Here is an 18,244-nt window from a genome sequence, read left to right on the forward strand (position 1 = left end):
GCGTCTGTTTGCCGGGTCCGGCGGGTGCGGGCAGGCTCGTGGCATGCCCGGTTCGACGCGCGGGCAGGACGGCCGGAAGGGGGAGGTCCCATGGCGAAGGACGACGGCCCGCAGCACCGGTCGTGGGAACAGCTCGTCGCGCGCTTCGCGCGGTCCTCGGGCGTGGTCGGCGAGGTGGACGACCCGCTCACCTGGGGGCTGGACCTCGAGGAGGAGACGGTCACCGGTACCGACCACCGGGACGACCCGACGGCGGAGCGGTTCCTGCGGGCCTACCGCACGTTCGCCGGCGAGTCGCTCGAGGTGGAGACGTTGCACGAGCCGTGCCCGCCGGAACTGGTGGACGACGTCGTGCGCGCCGCGTGCAGCGGGGCGCTCGCCGCGCCCCTGCACGCCGACCTGCGCGCCCCGGTCGAGCCGCCCGCCGGCGCGCCGCGGGGCACAGGACCGGGCACAGGACCGGGCACGGAGCCAGGCACGGAGCCGGACGACGCCGGCGACGCGGCGGACTTCGCCGAGGACTACGCCGACTACCGCAGCGCGATGCGCGCGATCGTCGAGGCGGTGGACGAGGTGCCGCTCGAGGAGGGCACGTTCGTCGTCGACGGCTCGCTCGCGCCGTGCACGCGGGTGGCGGTGCGCGACGTCGTCGCCGTCTACGTGCCCGTGGCCGACCGGGCGCTGGTGGTGACGGGGCCGGCCGACCTGGTCGACCGCGTCGACGTCGTGACGCGCCCCGTCCGGACGCTGCTGTCGGGCGACAGCGGGCGGGGCGAGAGCGAGCGGGGCGACGCAGGCCACGGCCCGGCCTGACACGGCGGCCTGACAGGGTGGCCTGACACAGCGGCCTGACACGGCGGCCTGACGGCACGATCGACAGCGCGGCCTGGCGCCGACGCCGGAGACCCGGCCCCGGGGGCGCGCACGGCGGACGTCGGGCGGGGAGATGCGCCCGTCCCTATGCTGCGAGGGATACGGACGGCGTGCCCGGCCGCGGCGAGGCGCCGGGCGACGAAGGGACGTGGTTCCGATGCGCGGCGTCGTGGTGGGAGCGAGCGGCTCGGCGGAGGCGGACGAGGCCCTCGACTGGGCCCTGCGCGAAGCGGGCTGGCGGGGCCTGTCGCTCGTGGCCGTGCACGTCTGGCCGGGCCGGCGCGGCGTGCCCCAGGCCGAGTACGACCAGGATGTCGAGCAGCGCCGCCGGCAGGTGCTGGAGATGATCGACAGGGCCCGCGCACGCACGGGCCGCGACGTCGAGGTCACCGTCGAGCTGGCCGAGGGCGCCGCGACCGACGCCCTCCTGGAGGCCGCGGCCGACGCCCAGATGCTGGTGCTCGGCCGGCGGCAGCGCGGGCGGATCGGCCGGCTGGTGCTCGGCTCGGTGTCGTCCGAGGTGGTCGAGCGGGCCAAGGTGCCCGTGACGGTGGTCCGCAAGGACGTGCCGCGCCCGCCGGAGGAGAGGACGGCGTTCCCCGACCGGCCGGGCCGCATCGTCGTCGGCGTCGACACGTCGCACGCGAGCGCCGCCGCGCTGTGCCACGGCCTCGAGGTGGCCGGGACGGTCGGCACCGTGCTCGAGGCCGTGTTCGCCTGGCAGATCACCACGCTGGCGCCGCTGCCCGGGTCGTGGGGGTACGCGCCGCCGATCGACGAGTACGAGAAGTTCGCCGCCGCGCGCCTCGACGAGGTGGTCGACCGGGCGCAGGCGAAGACCGGCGTGAGCCTGCCGGCCGACCACCTGGTCCGCACCGTCGTGCACGCTCCGGCGGCCAAGGCGCTGGTCGAGAGGTCCGCGACGGCGGGCCGCGTCGTGGTGGGCGCCCGCGGGATGGGCGGCTTCGACCGCCTCCTGCTGGGCTCCACGAGCCGGCAGGTGCTGGAGTACGCCGCGTGCCCGGTCACGGTGGTCCGCTGACGGACCGCCGCGACCGGGCACGGGCAGGGCACGAGGCCGGCAGGGCCGGCCGGGGGGCTCAGCGTCCGCTGACGACCGGGTCCGCCGACGCGACGGGCACGTCGTCGCGCGCCGGGCCGCCGGAGCCGCCGGCCCCGTCCGGGCCGCCGGCGCCCGGCAGGGCGTGGCGGCGGTCGTCGCGCATGATCAGCGCGGCCGCCACGGTGACCGCGACGATGACCACGGTCATGATCAGATAGGTGTTGCCGAAGCCGATGGCGTCGTAGGCGAAGCCGAACACCGCCGAGAACACGACGATGCCCACCTGCTTGGCCATGTTGAAGCCGATCATGTAGGCCGTCGCGGAGATGCGGACGTCGAACATCCGGGTGATGTACTTCATCACCGAGATGAGCATGAACGGCATCTCGACGGCGGCGAGCAGGCGCCACAGGATCAGCATGCTGGTGTCGGTGAACAGGGCCGAACCCAGCACGCGCACGACGAGGATCGCCCCGAAGATCATCAGGCCGTTCTTCGCGCCGATCCGGTTGATGATGAACGGCGTCACCACCATGATCAGCGCCTCGGCGAGGATCTGGACGAACACGATCCGCGAGAACAGCACCTGCGGGTCGATGTCGCCGGTGACGAAGCGGGCGAAGTAGTTCGGGAACTGCTGGTCGAAGACGTCGTAGAGGGCCGCGGTGCCGAACATCAGCACCATGAAGCCGACGAACGACCGGTTCGTCAGCAGCTGCTTCACCGTCGCCATGCTGACGCGCGACCGTGCCTCCTCGGTCGCCTCCTCGGTCGCCTCCTCGGTCGCCTCCTCGGTCGCCTCCGTCGCGCCGGCGCCGTCCGCCTGCGCCGTCCTAGGCGTGCGTGCGACGAGCAGCAGCACGCCGAGCACGACCGCCGAGAAGGAGCCGGCCCACCAGACGTTGTCCGGGTCGGAGGCCCAGATGAAGCCGCCGACCAGGGAGGCCAGGGCGCCGGCGACCGAGCCGAACAGGCGCACGTGGCCGTACTCGAAGCCGAGGGCGCGCGAGCTGCGCTCGTTGAACGCCTCGACGATGCCGACGCCGGCGTTGAGCGACAGCGACAGGAAGATGCCGCCGACGACGGCGCCGAGGTACTCGTTGGCCTGCGCGACCGGGACGAACACGAAGGCGAAGAAGGGGCCGGTGAGCGCGCCCATCAGCACGACGAAGGCGAACAGGTGCTTGCGCAGCCCGAGGCGGTCCTGGATGTAGCCGTAGAACGGCTGCAGGCAGAACGCGGTGAGGGCCATGACGGAGCTGACGAGGCCGCGGGCGCCCGAGCCCATGCCCGCCTCGGTCTCCAGCCAGCGCGGCAGGAAGGTGAAGGCCAGCTGCCAGATCGCGAAGTAGAAGAAGAACAGGCCGCCGTAGTTCCAGAAGGAGCCCGTGGACAGCGACGCCCGGGTGCTCGGCGCGGTGGCGGGCGTGGTGGCGGGAGCAGCGTCGCTCATCAGAACCGTCCAGACGGGTCGAGCACCTCGGTCGAGGTGGGGGTGGGTCGGGTGTTCGCCAGGGGGGTGCCCCACACCGGGCGGCCGTCGGCGTCGAACGGCAGGACCTGCGCGCAGGCGTGGCGGTTGGGGTCGTACAGCGGGTCGCCGGTGATCTCGGTGTAGGTGCGCGAGTGGAAGACGAGGACGACGTCCCCGTCCGGCGACTCGGTGAACGAGTTGTGCCCGGGACCGTACTGGCCGGCGGCCGGGTCGCTGACGAAGACCGGCTCGGTGCTCTTCGACCACGACGCCGGGTCCAGCAGGTCCGCGTCGGCGTCGGCGGTCAGCAGGCCCATGGCGTACTCGATGCCCGTGGCCGAGCCGGAGTAGGTCAGGTAGAGCCGGCCGTCGCGCTGCAGCACGGACGGGCCCTCGTTGACCCAGAAGCCCTGGGTCTCCCAGTCGTACTCCGGCCGGGTGAGCAGCACGGCGGGCGTGGCCAGCGTCCACGGGTTCGCCGTCCGGGCGATGTAGAGGTTGGAGTGCCCCTTGACCGCCGCGTCCTGCTGCGCCCACACGAGATACTGCACGCCGTCGCGCACGAAGCTGGTGGCGTCGAGCGCGAAGGACTCCCAGCCGGTGTCGACCTGGCCGCGCTCGACCCAGGTGCCGGTCAGCGGGTCGGCGTCGGCGCACTCCAGGACGAAGACGCGGTGGTTGAACGTGTCGTCCGAGCCGGGGACGTCGGCGGTGACGGCGTCGTCGGGCGCGGCGGCGAAGTACACGTACCACCTGCCGTCGACCCGGTGGAGCTCCGGGGCCCAGATCAGGTGGGACTGCGGTCCGGACTCGTGGCGGCGCCAGATGGTCACCTCCTGCGCCGCCTGGAGGTCCTCGAGCCGCTCGGCGCGCCGCAGGACGATGCGGTCGTAGAGCGGGTACGAGCCCGTGAAGTAGTACTGCCCGTCGTGGCGCAGCACGCACGGGTCGGCGCGCTGGAGCACGATCGGGTTGGCACCGATCTGGTCCGTCATCGGTCATCTTCCCCTCGTCGGGAGGCCCCACCACGGCGTGGAAGGCGAGGCACGATGTTGTGCAACGGCTCCAAGGTAAACGATGTAAACGGCGGGACGGCGCCACGCGAGCCCAGATGTGAGCGTTCACACAGCGCCGTGTCAGGACGAGCGCCGGCACGGTGCCGGCACGTGCCGGCACGGTGCCGGCACGGTGCCGGCACGGTGCCGGCACGGTGCCGCCGTCGACGGCACACTGGGCGCATGCCCGCAGCCCCGCCCCCAGCCGGATCCCCCGCCGGCTCTCCCGCCGGGTCCCCCGCCGGTCTGGTCCTCACGCCCGGCGCCGGCGCCGGCCGCGACCACCACACCCTCGTGGCGGTCGAGGCGGCCGTCGCTCCCCTGCCGACCGAGCGTCTCGACTTCCCGTACCGGACCGCCGGCAAGCGGGTGCCGGACCGGCCGCCCGTCGCGATCGCCCACCTCGAGCGGGAGGCCGCACGGTTCGCCGCGGCGCTCGGCGTGGGCACCGAGCGCCTGGTGCTCGGCGGCCGGTCCTACGGCGGCCGCATGTGCTCGATGGCGGTGGCGCAGGGCCTGCCCGCGGCCGGGCTCGTGCTCCTCAGCTACCCGCTGCACCCGCCGGGCAGGCCGGAGCGGCTGCGGGTCGAGCACCTCGGCGACCTGCGGGTGCCGGTGCTCCTCGTGTCCGGCGACCGGGACCCGTTCGGCACCCCCGAGGAGCTCGCCGAGCACACCGCCGTGATCCCCGGGCCGGTCACGCGGGTGACGCTGCCCGGCGCCCACGACGTGCGGGGCCGGGACGCCGAGGTCGCCGACGTCGTCGCCGGCTGGCTGCGCGACCTCGGCCCGGCAACGGCGGCGCCCGCGCCCCGTGCCGGGGCTCAGCGGCCGCCGGCGGGCCGGTCGGGGTAGTCGGCCGGCTTCTTGCCGAGCTCGACGGCGATCTCGTGGCGCGCGGCGAGCACGTGCGGGCGCTCCTCGTCGCGCTGGCGCAGGGCGTCGGCCTGCTGCTCGGGCGCCAGGTGGTCCCAGTACAGGATGCCGTCGAGGTGCTGCGACTCGTGGATGAAGCAGCGGGCCAGGAAGCCGACCGCCTCGAGCTGCACCGGCGCCCCGTGCTGGTCCACGCCCCGCACGGTCGCCACGCTCGGCCGCGCGAGCGGCTCGTAGGCGCCCGGCACCGACAGGCAGCCCTCGTCCTCGGTCTCCAGGTCGGACTCGAGGTCCATCTCCAGGACCGGGTTGACCACGTGGCCCACGTGCCGGTCGCCACGCTCGTCCGTGAGGTCGTAGACGAACACGCGCAGCCCGACGCCGACCTGCGGCGCCGCGAGGCCGACGCCCTCGGCCACCTCCATCGTGGCGAACATGTCGTCGACCAGGCGGGCCAGCTCCGGCGTCGAGAGCTCGGTGACCTCGCGCGCCGGCGTGTGCAGCACCGGCTCCCCGATCTCGGTGATGCGCAGCACGCGCCCGCGCCGGGCCTCCGGCGCCTGCGCGGGGTACGGGTCGACGGGCTCGCCCAGCAGGTACGTGACGGGCCGACGACGACCGAAGCTCCACCCCATGCGGCCGAGCCTACCGGCGGCGAACGGGCCGGCTCCCTGGTGGGCTGGGGCCGACGGCGCACGTGCGGACCCGGCGAGACCCTCAGGAGGCGGCGTGGCGACGACGAGAACCCCGGCGCCCGAGCGGCCGGGCGCGCAGGAGTGGGTGCCGGAGCACGCCGACGTGCCCGCCCTGGCCCGGGCGGCGCACGCGTGCCGCGGCTGCGAGCTGTGGGCACCCGCCACGCAGATGGTGTTCTCCGACGGCCCCGCCGACGCGCCGCTGGTGCTCGTCGGCGAGCAGCCCGGCGACAAGGAGGACCAGGAGGGCGAGCCGTTCGTCGGCCCCGCGGGCCGGGTGCTGCGCGACGCCCTGGCCGCCGCCGGGGTCGGGCCGGACGCCGCCTACGTCACCAACGCCGTCAAGCACTTCCGCTTCGAGGAACGCGGCCGGCGGCGCATCCACAGGACGCCCGACGTCGCGCACGTCCGCGCCTGCCTCCCCTGGCTGCAGGCGGAGCTCGCGGTGGTGCGACCGCGCGTCGTCGTGGCGCTCGGCGCGACCGCCGCCCGCGCGGTGCTGGGCCGGGCGGTGCAGGTGACGAGGCTGCGCGGGCAGGTGCTCGACGACGGCCCGGACCTCGGCACGGGACCGGCCGCCGTCGTCGTCACCACGCACCCCTCGGCGCTGCTGCGCCTGCGCGGGAAGGGCGGCTGGGACGAGGCGTTCGAGGCCCTCGTGGCCGACCTCGCCACCGCGGCCGGCGCCGCCGGGCTAGCCCGGACCTGACCACCGAAGGCGTCGGGGGCGGGCTAGCCCTGTCGAGGTGCGGAACCGGGCGGGGCAGGGGAGGCTGGAACAAGCCTGCCCGGAGGAGTACTTCGCAGTGACGCAGACCGCTGACAGCACCGACGCCGTCGTCCTGCTCTCCGACGCGGGATCCCCGGTCGGGACGGCGCCGCGCGCCACCGTGCACGACACCGACACCCCGCTCCACCTGGCCTTCTCGTGCTACCTGCACGACGACCGCGGCCGCGTCCTGGTGACCCGCCGGGCGCTGGCCAAGCGGACCTGGCCCGGGGTGTGGACCAACTCCTTCTGCGGGCACCCGCGGCCGGGCGAGGCGGTCGAGGACGCCGTGCACCGGTACGCCGAGCACGAGCTGGGGACGCGCGTCACCGGGCTGACGTGCCTGCTGCCCCGGTTCCGCTACCGCGCCGTCGACCCGGGCGGCGTCGTGGAGAACGAGCTGTGCCCGGTGTACGCCGCACGGCTCGACGGCGAGGTCCGGCCGAACCCGGACGAGCTCATGGACCACCGCTGGGTGGAGGCCACCGACCTCGTGCGCGCGGTCGCGGTCGCCCCCTGGGCGCTCAGCCCGTGGATGGTCGAGCAGGTGGCCGAGCTCGTCGGGCTCGGCCACGAGGACGAGAGCAGCAGCGGAGCGGGTCGGGCGTGGCCCTTCGCGGGGACGAGGACACGATGACGGACGTGATGCACGGGACGCCCGTGCCGCCCGTGACGCACGAGGCCGAGGAGCAGTCGGAGGAGGCCCTGGCGCGCGCGCTCGCGACGGGGCGCACGCCCGACGGGACCGCGGACCACGAGGCGCTCTGGGACGCGCTCGACGACGCCGCCGCCGGCGGCAAGCGCGTGCGCCCCCACCTGCTGACGACCGTCTACGGGGCGCTCGGCGGCACGGAGCCGCACATCGCGGCGGAGGTCGCGGCCGGCGTCGAGCTGCTGCACACGGCGCTGATCACGCACGACGACGTCGTCGACGGCGACACCGTCCGGCGCGGCCGGACGAACGTGGTGGGCACGTTCGCCGCCCGTGCGCGGGCCGGCGGGGCCGACCCGCGGCGCGCGGCGCGGTACGGCGACACCGCGGGGATCCTCGTCGGGGACCTGGCCCTCGCGGGCGCGGTGCGGACCGTGGCCCTGTGCGGCGCTGAGCCCGCCGTCGTCTACCGGCTGCTGGAGACGCTGGACCGCGCGCTGTGCGTCACCGTGGCCGGCGAGCTGACGGACGCCCGGCTCGCCCTCGGCGGACGGCACGACGTCGCCGAGTCGCTGCGCACGGCGGAGCACAAGACGGCGGTCTACTCGTTCCAGCTCCCGCTCGAGCTCGCCGCGATCCTGGCCGAGGCGCCGGAGGGCGTGGTCGACGCGCTGGCCCGGTACGGCGCGCACGTCGGGCTGGCCTACCAGCTGCGCGACGACCTCGACGAGCTCTACGCGGACCACGGCGGCACGGGCAAGGACCCCGCCTCCGACCTGCGCGGAGGCAAGTGGACCCCGCTCGTGGCCTACGCGCGCTCCACCCCCGCCTGGTCCGAGATCGCGCCCCTGATGGGCGACCCGACCGTCGGCGACGGCGCGCTGCAGCACGTGCGCGACGTGCTGGTGACGTGCGGGGCGCGCCAGTACGTCGAGGACCTCGTCGCCGACCTCGTGCGCGAGGGGCGCGAGGCGGTGGCGCACCTGCCCGTGGCCCCGGTCCTCGCGGAGTGGGCCGACACCGTGGCGGCCGACACGAGGCGGGCCGCATGACGCTCGTGGCCCCGCGCGCGGGGCGCCCGGCCGCGACGACGTACGACCGCGTGGCCAGCGCCAGCGCCGCGGCCGTCATCCGCGGGTACTCGACGTCGTTCGGCTGGGCGTGCCGCCTGCTGGCCGAGCCCGTGCGCACCCACGTGCGCAACGTCTACGCCCTGGTGCGGGTGGCCGACGAGATCGTCGACGAGCCGGACGGCGGGTGGGCCGACGGCGACCGCGGCGCGGCGCTCGACGCCCTCGAGGCCGAGACGTACGCCGCCCTGCGCACCGGCCGCAGCGCCAACCTCGTGGTGCACGCGTTCGCCGTCACGGCCCGCCGGTCCGGCATCGACCGCGCGCTCGTCGAGCCGTTCTTCCGGTCCATGCGCGCCGACCTCAGCGTGACGACGCACGACCCGCAGAGCTACCGGGACTACGTGCACGGGTCGGCGGAGGTCGTGGGCCTCATGTGCCTGCGCGTCTTCGTCGACGGCGACGACGCCGCCTACGAGCGGCTGGCGCCGGCCGCCGCCCGGCTCGGCGCGGCGTTCCAGAAGCTCAACTTCCTGCGCGACGTCGCCGAGGACCACGGGGTGCGCGGCCGGTCCTACCTGCCCGGCGTCGACTGCTCGGCGCTCACCGACGCCGACCGCGACGACGTCCTCGACGACATCGACGACGACCTCGCCGTCGCCGCCGCGGCCCTGCCCGGCCTGCCGGCGTCCAGCCGCGTGGCCGTGGCCGCGGCGCACGGCCTGTTCGCCGAGCTCGCCCGCCGGCTGCGCGCCACGCCGGCCGAGGTGATCTGCCGCGAGCGCGTGCGGGTCCCCGACCGGGTCAAGGCGACGGTGCTGGCGCGCGTGCTGGTCACGGGCGGGCGCGGGTGAGCGCCGCGCGGTCCGCCGTCGTCGTCGGCGGCGGCGTCGCCGGCCTGGCCACGGCCGCCCTGCTGGCCCGCGACGGGTGGAGCGTGGACCTGCTGGAGCGGTCCGACGCCGTGGGCGGGCGCGCCGGCACGTGGGAGTCGGGCGGGTTCCGCTTCGACACCGGGCCGTCGTGGCTGCTCATGCCGGAGGTGTTCGAACGGTTCTTCGCCGAGGCGGGCACGGCGCTGGCCGAGCGGCTCGACCTGGCCACGCTGGACCCCGCCTACCGGGTGCTCTTCGAGGAGGGCGAGCCGCTGGAGGTCGTGGCGGACCGAGCGGCCAACCTCGCGACGTTCGAGGCGGCCGAGGCCGGCGCCGGTGCGCGGCTGGACCGGTACCTGCGCTCGGCGCGCAGCACGTACGACATCGCGCTGCGGCGGTTCCTGTACACGAGCTTCGACGCGCCGGGGCAGCTGCTGCACCCCGACGTCGCGCTGCGCGGGCACCGCCTCGCCCCCCTGCTGCTGCGGTCGCTGGAGTCCTTCGTCGCGCGGCGGTTCCGCGAGCCGCGGCTGCGGCAGGTGCTCGGCTACCCGGCCGTGTTCCTGGGCACCTCCCCGGACCGGGCGCCGAGCATGTACCACCTGATGAGCGCCCTCGACCTCGAGGGCGGCGTCCGCTACCCCCGCGGCGGCTTCGGCCGCCTCGTGGGCGCGCTGGCCGACGTCGCCCGGGAGGCCGGCGTGCGGCTGCGCACCGGGTGGGAGGCCACCGCGGTCACCACGCGCCCGGCCGACGACGGCGACGGCGCCCGCGCCGGGCGGGCCGGCCGGCGCGCCGCGGTCACGGGCGTGCGCTGCACCGATCCCACGGGCACCGAGCACCACCTGCCCGCCACGCTGGTGGTCGGCGCCGCGGACCTGCACCACGTGGAGACGCAGCTGCTGCCCGAGGCGCTGCAGACCTACCCCGAGCGGTGGTGGCGCCACCGCGACCCCGGCCCCGGCGGCGTGCTGGCGATGCTGGGCGTGCGCGGCCGGGTGCCGGAGCTGGCGCACCACACGCTGCTGTTCACCCGCGACTGGCGGCGCAACTTCGCCGACATCGCCGCGGGTGTCGTGCCCGAGCCGGCCTCGGCCTACGTGTGCGCGCCGTCCCGCACGGACCCCACCGTGGCGCCGCCCGGGCACGAGAACCTCTTCGTGCTGGTCCCGGTGCCCGCCGACCCGGGCCTCGGGCGCGGCGGCGTCGCCGGCCGGGGCGACCCCGCCGTCGAGCGGGTGGCGGACGCCGCGATCGACCAGATCGCGCGGTGGGCCGGGGTGCCGGACCTCGCGGACCGCGTGGTGGTGCGCCGCACCGTGGGGCCGGGCGACTTCGCCGCCGACCTGCACGCCTGGCGCGGCGGCATGCTCGGGCCCGGGCACACGCTGCGGCAGAGCGCGTTCCTGCGCGCCGGGAACGCGTCGCGGAAGGTGGCCGGCCTGTACTACGCGGGCTCCGGGACCATCCCCGGCGTCGGCCTGCCGATGTGCCTCATCAGCGCGGAGATCCTGCGCGACCGGGTCCGCCGGGACCTCGGCGCCGGCGGTGCCGGCGCGGCGGGCGGTGCCGCACGGGGCCGGGCCGGCGGCCGGGTCCGCCGGCCGCGCGCCCGGGTGGGGGCGCCGTGACGGCCCTGCTGTACCTCGGCGCGCTCGTGGTGTCCCTCGTGTGCATGGCGCTGCTCGACCACCGCTTCCGTCTGGTGCTGTGGGCGGACGCGCGGCGCGGCGTGACGGTGCTCGCGGTGGGCGTCGCGTTCTTCCTGGTGTGGGACGTGGCGGCGATCGGCGCCGGGTTCTACGAGCGGGGCGGCAGCGCCGCGATGACCGGGATCATGCTCGCGCCCGAGCTGCCGCTCGAGGAGCTCTTCTTCATCACCTTCCTGTGCTACCTCACGCTGGTCGCGCACGGGCTGGCCCGGCGGGCGCTCGCGGCGCGCGCGCCGGAGCGGGCGACGGGGCGGGCGACGGGGCGGGGGCGGCGATGACGTACCTCGGGCTCGCGCTCGGCTTCGTCGCCGTCTCGGCCGCCGTCGCCCTCGTCGCGGCCGCGGTGCGGCGCCCCGGCCGGGCCTGGTGGGCGGCCACCGCGGCCGTCGCGGCGGTGCTGCTCGTGCTGACCGCCGTCTTCGACAGCCTCATGATCGCCGCAGACCTGTTCCGCTACGACGAGAACGCGCTCGCCGGGGTCCGGGTCTGGCTCACCCCCGTCGAGGACCTCGCCTGGCCGCTGGCCGCCGTCCTGCTGCTGCCCGCGCTGTGGGAGCTGCTGGCTCCCCGGGACGCGCCGCGCGAGCCTCAGCCCGACGACAGCCTGCACGACGACACCCGGCACGACGAAACCCGGCAGGACGAGACTCGGCACGACGAGACTCGGCACGACGAGAGGACCCCACGATGACCGCGGCCGCGGCCCCGGCCACCTCGGCGGTGCGCCAGCTGGTCGGTGCGTCGCGTCCGGTGAGCTGGGTCAACACCGCCTACCCGTTCGCCGCCGCCTACCTCATGGCGGGCGGCGGGCTCGACGTCACCCTCGTGCTGGGCACGCTGTACTTCCTGGTGCCGTACAACCTGCTGATGTACGGGCTCAACGACGTCTTCGACTACGAGTCGGACCTGCGCAACCCGCGCAAGGGCGGGATCGAGGGCGTGGTGCTCTCGCGCCGCTGGCACCGCCTCACGGTCGTGGCCGCCGTCGCGACGAACCTGCCGTTCCTCGTCTACCTCGTGGCCGTCGGCACCGCGGCGTCGGCTGCGGTCCTGGCGGTGAGCGTCTTCGCCGTCGTCGCCTACTCCGCGCCGGGCCTGCGGTTCAAGGAGCGGCCGCTGCTGGACTCGGCCACCTCGAGCACCCACTTCGTCAGCCCGGCGGTCCTCGGCCTGGTGCTGGCCGGCGGCGAGCCGTCCCGGGCGGCGCTCGCGGCGCTGGCCGGGTTCTTCCTGTGGGGCATGGCGTCGCAGGCGTTCGGCGCGGTGCAGGACGTCGAGGCCGACCGCGCCGCCGGCATCGCCTCGGTGGCCACGTGGCTGGGCGCGGCGCGGACCGTGCGCCTGGCGATGGGGCTGTACGCGGCCGGCGGCGTCGTGGCGGCCCTGGCCGGCTGGCCGGGCGGGCTCGCCGGCCTGCTGGTGCTGCCGTACCTGGTGAGCATCGCGCCCTACCGGTCGCTGACGGACGCCGAGTGCGAGCGCGCCCACGCCGGGTGGCAGCGGTTCCTGTGGCTCAACTTCGTCACCGGGTTCCTCGTGACGCAGCTGCTCATCTGGGTCGCGCTGCGGTGAGCCCCGCCGCCCTGCCCACGGTCAGCGTCGTGATCCCCGTGCTCGACGACGCCCCCGCGCTGCGCCGGTGCCTGCGCGCCCTGGCCGCGCAGACCGTCCCCCCGGCGGAGGTGATCGTCGTCGACAACGGCTCGCGCGACGACACGGCCGACGTCGCCCGCGCCCACGGCGCCCGCGTCGTCGCCGAGCCCCGGCCGGGCATCCCGGCCGCCGCGGCCACGGGGTACGACGCCGCGACGGGCGACGTCGTCGGGCGCCTGGACGCCGACTCCGTGCCGGGCCCGCGCTGGGTGGAGGACGTCGCCGCCGCGCTCACCGTGCCCGGCGTGGTCGCGGTGACCGGCACCGGGCGGTTCGCCGAGCACGGCCGGCTGGGCGGCGCGACGGCCGGCGCCTATCTCGGCGCCTACTACGGCCTGTGCTTCCTGGCGCTCGCGCACCTGCCGGTGTGGGGCTCGAGCATGGCGGTGCGCCGGACGGCGTGGCTGGCCGTGCGCGACCGCGTGCACCGCCACGACCCCGAGCTGCACGACGACCTCGACCTCGCGTTCCCGCTGACCCCGCTGGGGCGCGTGCGCCTCGACCGGTCGCTGCGGGTCGACGTCTCGGCCCGGTCGCTGCGCGGCGCCGCCCAGCTGCGCCGGCGCTTCCGCCGCGCCTTCCGCACGCTGGCCGTGAACTGGCGCGACGCGCCGCCCTGGGAGCGCTGGTCGGCGCGCCTCGCCCCCGGGCAGCGGGCAGGCTAGGCGGATGCGTCTCTGGTCCTTGCACCCGCGGTACCTCGACCGGCAGGGGCTCACGGCGTGCTGGCGCGAGGCCCTCCTCGCCCAGGCCGTGCTGCTCGACCGCACCAAGGGGTACCGCAACCACCCCCAGCTCGTGCGGTTCCGCCGCCAGCCCGACCCCGTCGCGGCGGTCGGCGCGTACCTCGTGGCCGTGGCCGCCGAGGCCACGGAGCGCGGCTACCGGTACGACCTCGCCAAGGTGGAGCGCCCGGGCCCGGTCCGGCCGATCCCGGTGACGGCGGGCCAGGTGGCGCACGAGTGGCAGCACCTCACCGCGAAGCTGGCGGCCCGCTCGCCCGACCGCGCGGCGCTGCTGGAGGGCATCGTCTCCCCCGAGGTGCACCCGGTGTTCGAGCTCGTCCCGGGCGACGTCGAGGAGTGGGAGCGGGCCACGGACGGCCGGCCGCGCGAGTGACCCGGCGCCCGGTGGCCGGCGTCGCCGCCGCCCTCGTCGTCGTGGCCGGCCTCGGCGCGCGGGCCGCGCTGCCCCCGGCGCTCGGCGGGCCGGCCGGGGACGCGCTCTACGCGACGCTGGTCGTGGTCCTGGTGGTGCTCCTGCGGCCGCGGACCGCCCCGGCCGTCGCCGCCGCCGTCGGCCTGGCCCTCTGCGTCGCCGTCGAGCTGTTCCAGCTGACCGGGGTGCCGGCGACGCTGGCCGACCGGTGGCCGCTCGCCCGCCTGGTGCTCGGCACCACGTTCGGTGCGCCGGACCTGCTGCGGTACGCCGCCGGCGCCGCGGCCGGCTGGGTGCTGTGCGCGGGCCTGCGGGCGGCCGGACGCCGGCGCGCGCCGTCGTCCGGGACGAGGCTCCGGCCGGCGCGGGACCGGCAGACCTGACCTCGGCTGCTAGCGTGACCGGCCTGACGTTCTGTCAGGTCCTTCCTTCCTCGGGACTCCCCCGGAGGCACCATGAGCGCCACGTCCGTCGCCACCCCGTCCCTGTCGGTCCGGCTGCGCGAGGGCACCCGCGCCGAGCACCAGGCCGCCGAGTCGGAGGGCTTCGTGGGACGGCTGCTCTCCGGCCGCCTCGACGTGGCCGCCTACGCCGACCTCGCCGCCCAGCAGCTCGAGATCTACCGGGCCCTGGAGGAGGCGAGCGCACTCGTGCGGCTCGACCCGCGCGGCGCCGGCCTGGTGTTCGCCGAGCTCGAGCGCGTCCCGGCCATCGAGCGCGACCTGGTGCACCTCCACGGCGCCGGCTGGCGCGACGCGGTCCGGGTCCTGCCGGCGACCCGCGTCTACGCCGCCCGCCTGCGGGACGTCGGCGCCGGGCTGCCGGAGTACGCCGCCCACGCCTACACCCGCTACCTCGGTGACCTGTCCGGGGGCCAGGTCATCAAGCGCATGATGCAGCGTCACTACGGCATGGGCGCCGAGGGCCTGGCCTTCTACGACTTCCCCGAGATCCCCAGGGCCAAGCCGTTCAAGGACCTCTACCGCGAGCGCCTCGACGCGCTGGCCCTGGACCCGGCGGAGACCGACCGCGCCGTCGCCGAGGCGCAGGAGGCGTTCCGCCTCAACCGCGCGGTGTTCGCCGAGCTCGGCGCCGCCCACCCCTGAGCCACCTCGCCGCGGGTGACCGATCCGCTGTGGGTACAGGACACGCCGGGCGATCCGCGGATCACCCGGCGTGTCCTGTACCCACAGCGGGGGGCACGCGGTGGGAGGGTCAGCGGCGCACGGCGTCGATCTTGAGCATCTTGGCGATCACCGAGTCGAGCTCGGCGTCGTCGAAGATCTGCTTCCAGTCCTCCTTGATGATCTTCTCGCGGCCGTAGCCCATCGCGATGTGGCAGGCGTCCGAGAAGGGGTTGGAGCCGCGCAGGCCGTTGGTCAGCGCGATCCAGGTGTGGCCCCAGAGCATGGCGCGCGCGGCCTCGCGCGGCACGCCGACCGTGTTCACGGTCTCCTCGAGCGCCTCGTGGAGGAAGTCGCCGATCATGCAGGCGATGGTCTCGACCAGGGTCGGCTCGAGCACGGCGAGCTGCTTGACGGTGACCCAGTGGACCTGGATGACCGGGGCGTACATCGTCGAGATGACGCCCTCGGCGATCGCGCGGACCTCGTCGGAGCCCTCCTCCAGGGCCGCGACGACCTCCTGCGGGGCGGCGATGCCGCCGAACGTGTCGTCCCACTCCTCCTTGGTGGTGCGCTCGAGGAACACCGACGGGTGGCACGGGTGCGCCACGGCGTAGTGGATGTCCTCGCGCTGGGCGAGCAGGCCGGCGTAGGCGGCGGCCGGGTCGAGGGTGAGCACGATCGCGCCCGGCTTCATGACCGGCACGACGTCCCCGGAGACGGCGCCCAGGACGACGTCCGGCACCGCGAGGATGACGACGTCGGCCTGGCGGGCGGCCTCCAGCGTGTCGGTCACGGTGCGGCCGAGACCCTCGATGCGCTCGCGGCCGGCGGGCGACGCCTCGGCGTAGAGCGTCGTGTAGTCCTCGCTCTTGGCGAAGTTGTTCGAGACGCGGGTGCCCATCTTGCCGCCGGCGCCGATCACGGCGACGGTCAGCTGGCCGGTCTGGGCGGGGAGGGTGTCGGTCATGACCTGCTCCTGAGGTACTCGAGGGTGAGGGTGGTCCACTCCTGCTCGGTGCGGACCGTGGTCTCGGCGTCGGTCTCGCCCGCCGCGGCGTCCTGCCACGGCAGCCAGAACTCGATCACCTGGTTGATGCCGCGCTCGGCGGGGCGCAGCACCTGGCGGATCCCGGCGTAGTCCAGCCGGCCCGTGCCGGTGGGGACGCCGGTGTAGTGGAACCCGACCCACCCGCCGGTGCGGGTGAAGTCGAAGTCCTTGACGTGCCAGCTCCTCGTCCACGGCGCGCAGCGGGCCACGACGTCGTCGGGGTGCTCGAGGTTGGCCACGGTGTTGGCCGGGTCCAGGCAGACGCCCAGCGCCGGCGAGCCGATCTCGGCCACGAGGTCCACGAGCTCGGCCGAGGAGACCTGTTCGTAGGTCTCCAGCGCGAGGGTGACGCCGGCGGCCTCGTACGCCGGCAGCGCCGCGCGCAGCCGGCGGCGCGTCTCGGCGGCGTCCGGGCGGTCGTCGCCGCTGGTCCACATGGAGCGCACCAGCGTGGCGCCGAGCTCCCGCGCGACGTGCAGGTACCGCTCCAGGTGCTCCTCGCGGGTGCCGCGGGTGCCGACCTCGAGCGTGATCCCCAGCCCGTCGGCCAGCGCCCGGACCTCGCGCAGCCGCTCGTCCGGGGCGGTGTCGAGGGGCGCGTGGTCGCAGACCTGGAACAGCCGCACGCCCTGGGCGGCGGCGTCCCGCAGGACGTCGTCGAGCGTCATCGGCGCCGGCACGCGGTCGGACATGCGCCAGAGGTAGGCGTAGGTGCTCAGGCCGATCTCGCTCGTGGCACCGCCGGCCGTCGTGCCGCTCATGCCGCCACCCCCTCGAGGGCGAGCGCCTCGTCGAGGATCACGGCGACGGCGGCCGGGTCGTGCGCGAACCGGCCGAGGAACAGCCCGCGGATGCGGCCCGCGCCGCGGGTCAGCAGGCCGGGGCCGGCGCTGCCGCCGTAGACGACCCGGCTGCCGCCCAGCTCGGGCCGCGCGTCCAGCCACGCCCGCAGCCCGTCGAGGACGCCGACGATGTGCGCGTCGGGCGCCGGGGCCGGGGCGCCGATCGCCCAGACCGGCTCGTAGGCCACGAGCACCGGGCCCACGGTGCCGGCCGATGCGGCCGCCCCCAGCGCGGACTCCAGCTGTCCGGTTACGGCGGCGAGCGCGGTCGACGCGCCCTGCTCCCCCGCGTCACCGGCCGGGGCGGTCTCCTCCCCGACGCACAGCAGCGGCGTCAGGCCGTTGCGCAGGGCGGCGTGCACCTTGTCGGCCACGACCCGGTCGTCCTCGCCGAACAGGCGGCGGCGCTCGGCGTGCCCGACCTCGACGAGGTCGCAGCCGACCTCGCGCAGCTCGCGGCCGGACACCTCGCCGGTGTACGCGCCCTCGTCGGCCCAGGCGAGGTCCTGCGCACCGAGGTGCACCCGGGTGCCGGCCAGCGCCTCGCGCACCGGCACCAGGGCCGGGAACGTGGGGACGACGAACAGGTCGACCAGGCCGCCGGTGACGGCCGGGTGGGTGCGGGCGACGTCGGCGACCGCGCGCGCCCACTCGAGGGTGCGCGCGTGACCGAAGTACATCTTCAGCGACACGCCCACGGTCAGCGGCGGCGCCCCCGCGCCGCCGTCGCCCGGGGAGGTCGGGATCTCGGGGCTCAGCACGACGCCGGTCCCCCGACGGCGGCCGGCTCCGGGGTCGCGCCACGCCCGGCCTCGTAGTCCGCGAGCACCTGCACCTTGGCGGCCGACGCGCCGGCCGGGTCGAACCGGTAGGTCAGCCACTCGCGCACCAGGCGCCGCGCCAGCTCGAGGCCGACGACCCGCTGGCCCAGGCACAGCACCTGCGCGTCGTTCGACAGGACCGAGCGCTCGACGGAGAACGAGTCGTGCGCGGTGACGGCGCGGATGCCGGGCACCTTGTTGGCGCTGATCGCGACGCCCAGGCCGGTGCCGCACACCAGGAGCGCGCGGTCGGCCTCGCCGCGGGCCACCAGCTCGGCCGCGGCGATCGCCACGGACGGGTAGGGGGTGTGCGACGCGGCATCGACGCCGACGTCGGCCACCAGGACGACGCCGTCGTCGGCGAGCAGGTCGGCCTTGAGGGCCTCCTTGTAGTCGAGGCCGGCGTCGTCCGAGCCGACGACGATCCGCAGCTTCTCGGTCCGGGTGTCGGTCATGGTGCTCCTCCTGGGTGGTGCGTCGG

22 protein-coding genes are annotated in these 18,244 nt (G+C 75.8%); 15 read left to right on the top strand and 7 right to left on the bottom strand.

Annotation, left to right across the window (positions count from 1 at the left end):
• The first annotated feature begins 90 nt into the window (after positions 1 to 90).
• Both U5M74_RS10835 and U5M74_RS10840 read left to right on the top strand, forming a co-directional pair.
• The gene (locus U5M74_RS10835; RefSeq protein WP_410908920.1) at positions 91 to 813 is read left to right on the top strand and encodes a hypothetical protein; all 723 of its coding nucleotides are present in this window, start codon (positions 91 to 93) and stop codon (positions 811 to 813) included.
• Positions 814 to 1,030: 217 nt separating this feature from the next.
• Positions 1,031 to 1,915, top strand: coding sequence for a universal stress protein (locus U5M74_RS10840; protein WP_410909012.1), 885 nt, complete (start codon positions 1,031 to 1,033; stop codon positions 1,913 to 1,915).
• Between the two features lie 58 nt (positions 1,916 to 1,973).
• Here the strand turns inward: U5M74_RS10840 and U5M74_RS10845 are convergent, their stop codons facing one another.
• Together U5M74_RS10845 and U5M74_RS10850 are read right to left on the bottom strand one after the other, a co-directional pair.
• On the bottom strand, positions 1,974 to 3,389 hold the full coding sequence (locus U5M74_RS10845) for an oligosaccharide MFS transporter (protein WP_410908922.1): 1,416 nt from the start codon (positions 3,387 to 3,389) through the stop codon (positions 1,974 to 1,976).
• A complete protein-coding gene (locus tag U5M74_RS10850) occupies positions 3,389 to 4,405 on the bottom strand; it encodes a family 43 glycosylhydrolase (RefSeq protein ID WP_410908924.1) in 1,017 nt (338 codons plus the stop codon). Before U5M74_RS10850 ends, U5M74_RS10845 begins: the two co-directional genes overlap by 1 nt.
• Before the next feature lie 243 nt (positions 4,406 to 4,648).
• Here U5M74_RS10850 and U5M74_RS10855 point away from each other — a divergent pair, with 243 nt between their 5' ends.
• Complete coding sequence (locus U5M74_RS10855) at positions 4,649 to 5,320, top strand: alpha/beta family hydrolase (RefSeq protein ID WP_410908926.1); 672 nt, start codon at positions 4,649 to 4,651, stop codon at positions 5,318 to 5,320.
• Here the strand turns inward: U5M74_RS10855 and def are convergent.
• The gene (gene def / locus U5M74_RS10860) at positions 5,290 to 5,976 is read right to left on the bottom strand and encodes a peptide deformylase (protein WP_410908928.1); all 687 of its coding nucleotides are present in this window, start codon (positions 5,974 to 5,976) and stop codon (positions 5,290 to 5,292) included. The two genes, U5M74_RS10855 and def, sit on opposite strands and share 31 nt — an antisense overlap.
• A gap of 94 nt (positions 5,977 to 6,070) precedes the next feature.
• On the opposite strand from def, the gene U5M74_RS10865 reads away from it, so the two are divergent.
• From U5M74_RS10865 to U5M74_RS10920, 12 genes are all read left to right on the top strand, one after another.
• Positions 6,071 to 6,745, top strand: a complete 675-nt coding sequence (locus U5M74_RS10865; RefSeq protein ID WP_410908930.1) for a UdgX family uracil-DNA binding protein — start codon at positions 6,071 to 6,073, stop codon at positions 6,743 to 6,745.
• Positions 6,746 to 6,842: 97 nt separating this feature from the next.
• Entirely contained in the window at positions 6,843 to 7,442 is a 600-nt protein-coding gene (gene idi, locus U5M74_RS10870) for an isopentenyl-diphosphate Delta-isomerase (protein ID WP_410908932.1), read from the top strand.
• Positions 7,439 to 8,509, top strand: coding sequence for a polyprenyl synthetase family protein (locus U5M74_RS10875; protein WP_410908934.1), 1,071 nt, complete (start codon positions 7,439 to 7,441; stop codon positions 8,507 to 8,509). Before idi ends, U5M74_RS10875 begins: the two co-directional genes overlap by 4 nt.
• Positions 8,506 to 9,381 carry a phytoene/squalene synthase family protein gene (locus U5M74_RS10880; protein WP_410908936.1) on the top strand — a complete coding sequence of 292 codons (876 nt, stop codon included), beginning with the start codon at positions 8,506 to 8,508 and terminating at the stop codon, positions 9,379 to 9,381. The genes U5M74_RS10875 and U5M74_RS10880 overlap by 4 nt, the downstream gene beginning before the upstream one ends.
• Positions 9,378 to 11,033, top strand: a complete 1,656-nt coding sequence (gene crtI, locus U5M74_RS10885; protein WP_410908938.1) for a phytoene desaturase family protein — start codon at positions 9,378 to 9,380, stop codon at positions 11,031 to 11,033. Before U5M74_RS10880 ends, crtI begins: the two co-directional genes overlap by 4 nt.
• The gene (locus tag U5M74_RS10890; protein WP_410908940.1) at positions 11,030 to 11,392 is read left to right on the top strand and encodes a lycopene cyclase domain-containing protein; all 363 of its coding nucleotides are present in this window, start codon (positions 11,030 to 11,032) and stop codon (positions 11,390 to 11,392) included. Before crtI ends, U5M74_RS10890 begins: the two co-directional genes overlap by 4 nt.
• Positions 11,389 to 11,805, top strand: a complete 417-nt coding sequence (locus U5M74_RS10895) for a lycopene cyclase domain-containing protein (RefSeq protein WP_410908942.1) — start codon at positions 11,389 to 11,391, stop codon at positions 11,803 to 11,805. Before U5M74_RS10890 ends, U5M74_RS10895 begins: the two co-directional genes overlap by 4 nt.
• Positions 11,802 to 12,686 carry a prenyltransferase gene (locus U5M74_RS10900; protein ID WP_410908944.1) on the top strand — a complete coding sequence of 295 codons (885 nt, stop codon included), beginning with the start codon at positions 11,802 to 11,804 and terminating at the stop codon, positions 12,684 to 12,686. The genes U5M74_RS10895 and U5M74_RS10900 overlap by 4 nt, the downstream gene beginning before the upstream one ends.
• Positions 12,683 to 13,432 (top strand): glycosyltransferase family 2 protein, encoded by a 750-nt coding sequence (locus tag U5M74_RS10905; RefSeq protein ID WP_410908946.1) that lies wholly within the window; start codon positions 12,683 to 12,685, stop codon positions 13,430 to 13,432. Before U5M74_RS10900 ends, U5M74_RS10905 begins: the two co-directional genes overlap by 4 nt.
• 4 nt (positions 13,433 to 13,436) lie before the next feature.
• The gene (locus U5M74_RS10910; RefSeq protein WP_410908948.1) at positions 13,437 to 13,886 is read left to right on the top strand and encodes a pyrimidine dimer DNA glycosylase/endonuclease V; all 450 of its coding nucleotides are present in this window, start codon (positions 13,437 to 13,439) and stop codon (positions 13,884 to 13,886) included.
• 11 nt (positions 13,887 to 13,897) lie between these two features.
• Positions 13,898 to 14,308 carry a DUF2809 domain-containing protein gene (locus U5M74_RS10915; RefSeq protein WP_410908950.1) on the top strand — a complete coding sequence of 137 codons (411 nt, stop codon included), beginning with the start codon at positions 13,898 to 13,900 and terminating at the stop codon, positions 14,306 to 14,308.
• A 72-nt stretch (positions 14,309 to 14,380) separates the two neighbouring features.
• Positions 14,381 to 15,031, top strand: coding sequence for a heme oxygenase (biliverdin-producing) (locus tag U5M74_RS10920; RefSeq protein ID WP_410908952.1), 651 nt, complete (start codon positions 14,381 to 14,383; stop codon positions 15,029 to 15,031).
• A gap of 109 nt (positions 15,032 to 15,140) precedes the next feature.
• On the opposite strand, the gene U5M74_RS10925 is transcribed toward U5M74_RS10920, so the two are convergent.
• The 4 genes from U5M74_RS10925 to U5M74_RS10940 are packed head-to-tail and all read right to left on the bottom strand — an operon-like array spanning position 15,141 to position 18,218.
• Positions 15,141 to 16,019: a phosphogluconate dehydrogenase C-terminal domain-containing protein gene (locus tag U5M74_RS10925; RefSeq protein WP_410908954.1), complete on the bottom strand. Its 879-nt coding sequence runs from the start codon at positions 16,017 to 16,019 to the stop codon at positions 15,141 to 15,143.
• The gene (locus U5M74_RS10930) at positions 16,016 to 16,861 is read right to left on the bottom strand and encodes a sugar phosphate isomerase/epimerase family protein (protein ID WP_410908956.1); all 846 of its coding nucleotides are present in this window, start codon (positions 16,859 to 16,861) and stop codon (positions 16,016 to 16,018) included. Before U5M74_RS10930 ends, U5M74_RS10925 begins: the two co-directional genes overlap by 4 nt.
• Entirely contained in the window at positions 16,858 to 17,703 is an 846-nt protein-coding gene (locus tag U5M74_RS10935) for a triose-phosphate isomerase family protein (protein ID WP_410908958.1), read from the bottom strand. The genes U5M74_RS10930 and U5M74_RS10935 overlap by 4 nt, the downstream gene beginning before the upstream one ends.
• Positions 17,697 to 18,218 carry a ribose-5-phosphate isomerase gene (locus U5M74_RS10940; RefSeq protein ID WP_410908960.1) on the bottom strand — a complete coding sequence of 174 codons (522 nt, stop codon included), beginning with the start codon at positions 18,216 to 18,218 and terminating at the stop codon, positions 17,697 to 17,699. The genes U5M74_RS10935 and U5M74_RS10940 overlap by 7 nt, the downstream gene beginning before the upstream one ends.
• Between the last annotated feature and the right edge of the window lie 26 nt (positions 18,219 to 18,244).

The organism is Puerhibacterium sp. TATVAM-FAB25 (genome assembly GCF_046535855.1).
GTDB classification, from domain to species: Bacteria; Actinomycetota; Actinomycetes; order Actinomycetales; family Cellulomonadaceae; genus Puerhibacterium; species Puerhibacterium variabilis_A.

What these genes read in the sequence shown, in the direction of transcription:
- U5M74_RS10835 (WP_410908920.1), top strand. Translation starts at nt 91, where the DNA reads ATGGCGAAGGACGACGGCCCGCAGCACCGGTCGTGGGAACAGCTCGTC.
- U5M74_RS10840 (WP_410909012.1), top strand. Translation starts at nt 1,031, where the DNA reads ATGCGCGGCGTCGTGGTGGGAGCGAGCGGCTCGGCGGAGGCGGACGAG.
- U5M74_RS10845 (WP_410908922.1), bottom strand. Translation starts at nt 3,389, where the DNA reads ATGAGCGACGCTGCTCCCGCCACCACGCCCGCCACCGCGCCGAGCACC.
- U5M74_RS10850 (WP_410908924.1), bottom strand. Translation starts at nt 4,405, where the DNA reads ATGACGGACCAGATCGGTGCCAACCCGATCGTGCTCCAGCGCGCCGAC.
- U5M74_RS10855 (WP_410908926.1), top strand. Translation starts at nt 4,649, where the DNA reads ATGCCCGCAGCCCCGCCCCCAGCCGGATCCCCCGCCGGCTCTCCCGCC.
- def (WP_410908928.1), bottom strand. Translation starts at nt 5,976, where the DNA reads ATGGGGTGGAGCTTCGGTCGTCGTCGGCCCGTCACGTACCTGCTGGGC.
- U5M74_RS10875 (WP_410908934.1), top strand. Translation starts at nt 7,439, where the DNA reads ATGACGGACGTGATGCACGGGACGCCCGTGCCGCCCGTGACGCACGAG.
- U5M74_RS10880 (WP_410908936.1), top strand. Translation starts at nt 8,506, where the DNA reads ATGACGCTCGTGGCCCCGCGCGCGGGGCGCCCGGCCGCGACGACGTAC.
- U5M74_RS10895 (WP_410908942.1), top strand. Translation starts at nt 11,389, where the DNA reads ATGACGTACCTCGGGCTCGCGCTCGGCTTCGTCGCCGTCTCGGCCGCC.
- U5M74_RS10900 (WP_410908944.1), top strand. Translation starts at nt 11,802, where the DNA reads ATGACCGCGGCCGCGGCCCCGGCCACCTCGGCGGTGCGCCAGCTGGTC.
- U5M74_RS10910 (WP_410908948.1), top strand. Translation starts at nt 13,437, where the DNA reads ATGCGTCTCTGGTCCTTGCACCCGCGGTACCTCGACCGGCAGGGGCTC.
- U5M74_RS10920 (WP_410908952.1), top strand. Translation starts at nt 14,381, where the DNA reads ATGAGCGCCACGTCCGTCGCCACCCCGTCCCTGTCGGTCCGGCTGCGC.
- U5M74_RS10925 (WP_410908954.1), bottom strand. Translation starts at nt 16,019, where the DNA reads ATGACCGACACCCTCCCCGCCCAGACCGGCCAGCTGACCGTCGCCGTG.
- U5M74_RS10930 (WP_410908956.1), bottom strand. Translation starts at nt 16,861, where the DNA reads ATGAGCGGCACGACGGCCGGCGGTGCCACGAGCGAGATCGGCCTGAGC.
- U5M74_RS10940 (WP_410908960.1), bottom strand. Translation starts at nt 18,218, where the DNA reads ATGACCGACACCCGGACCGAGAAGCTGCGGATCGTCGTCGGCTCGGAC.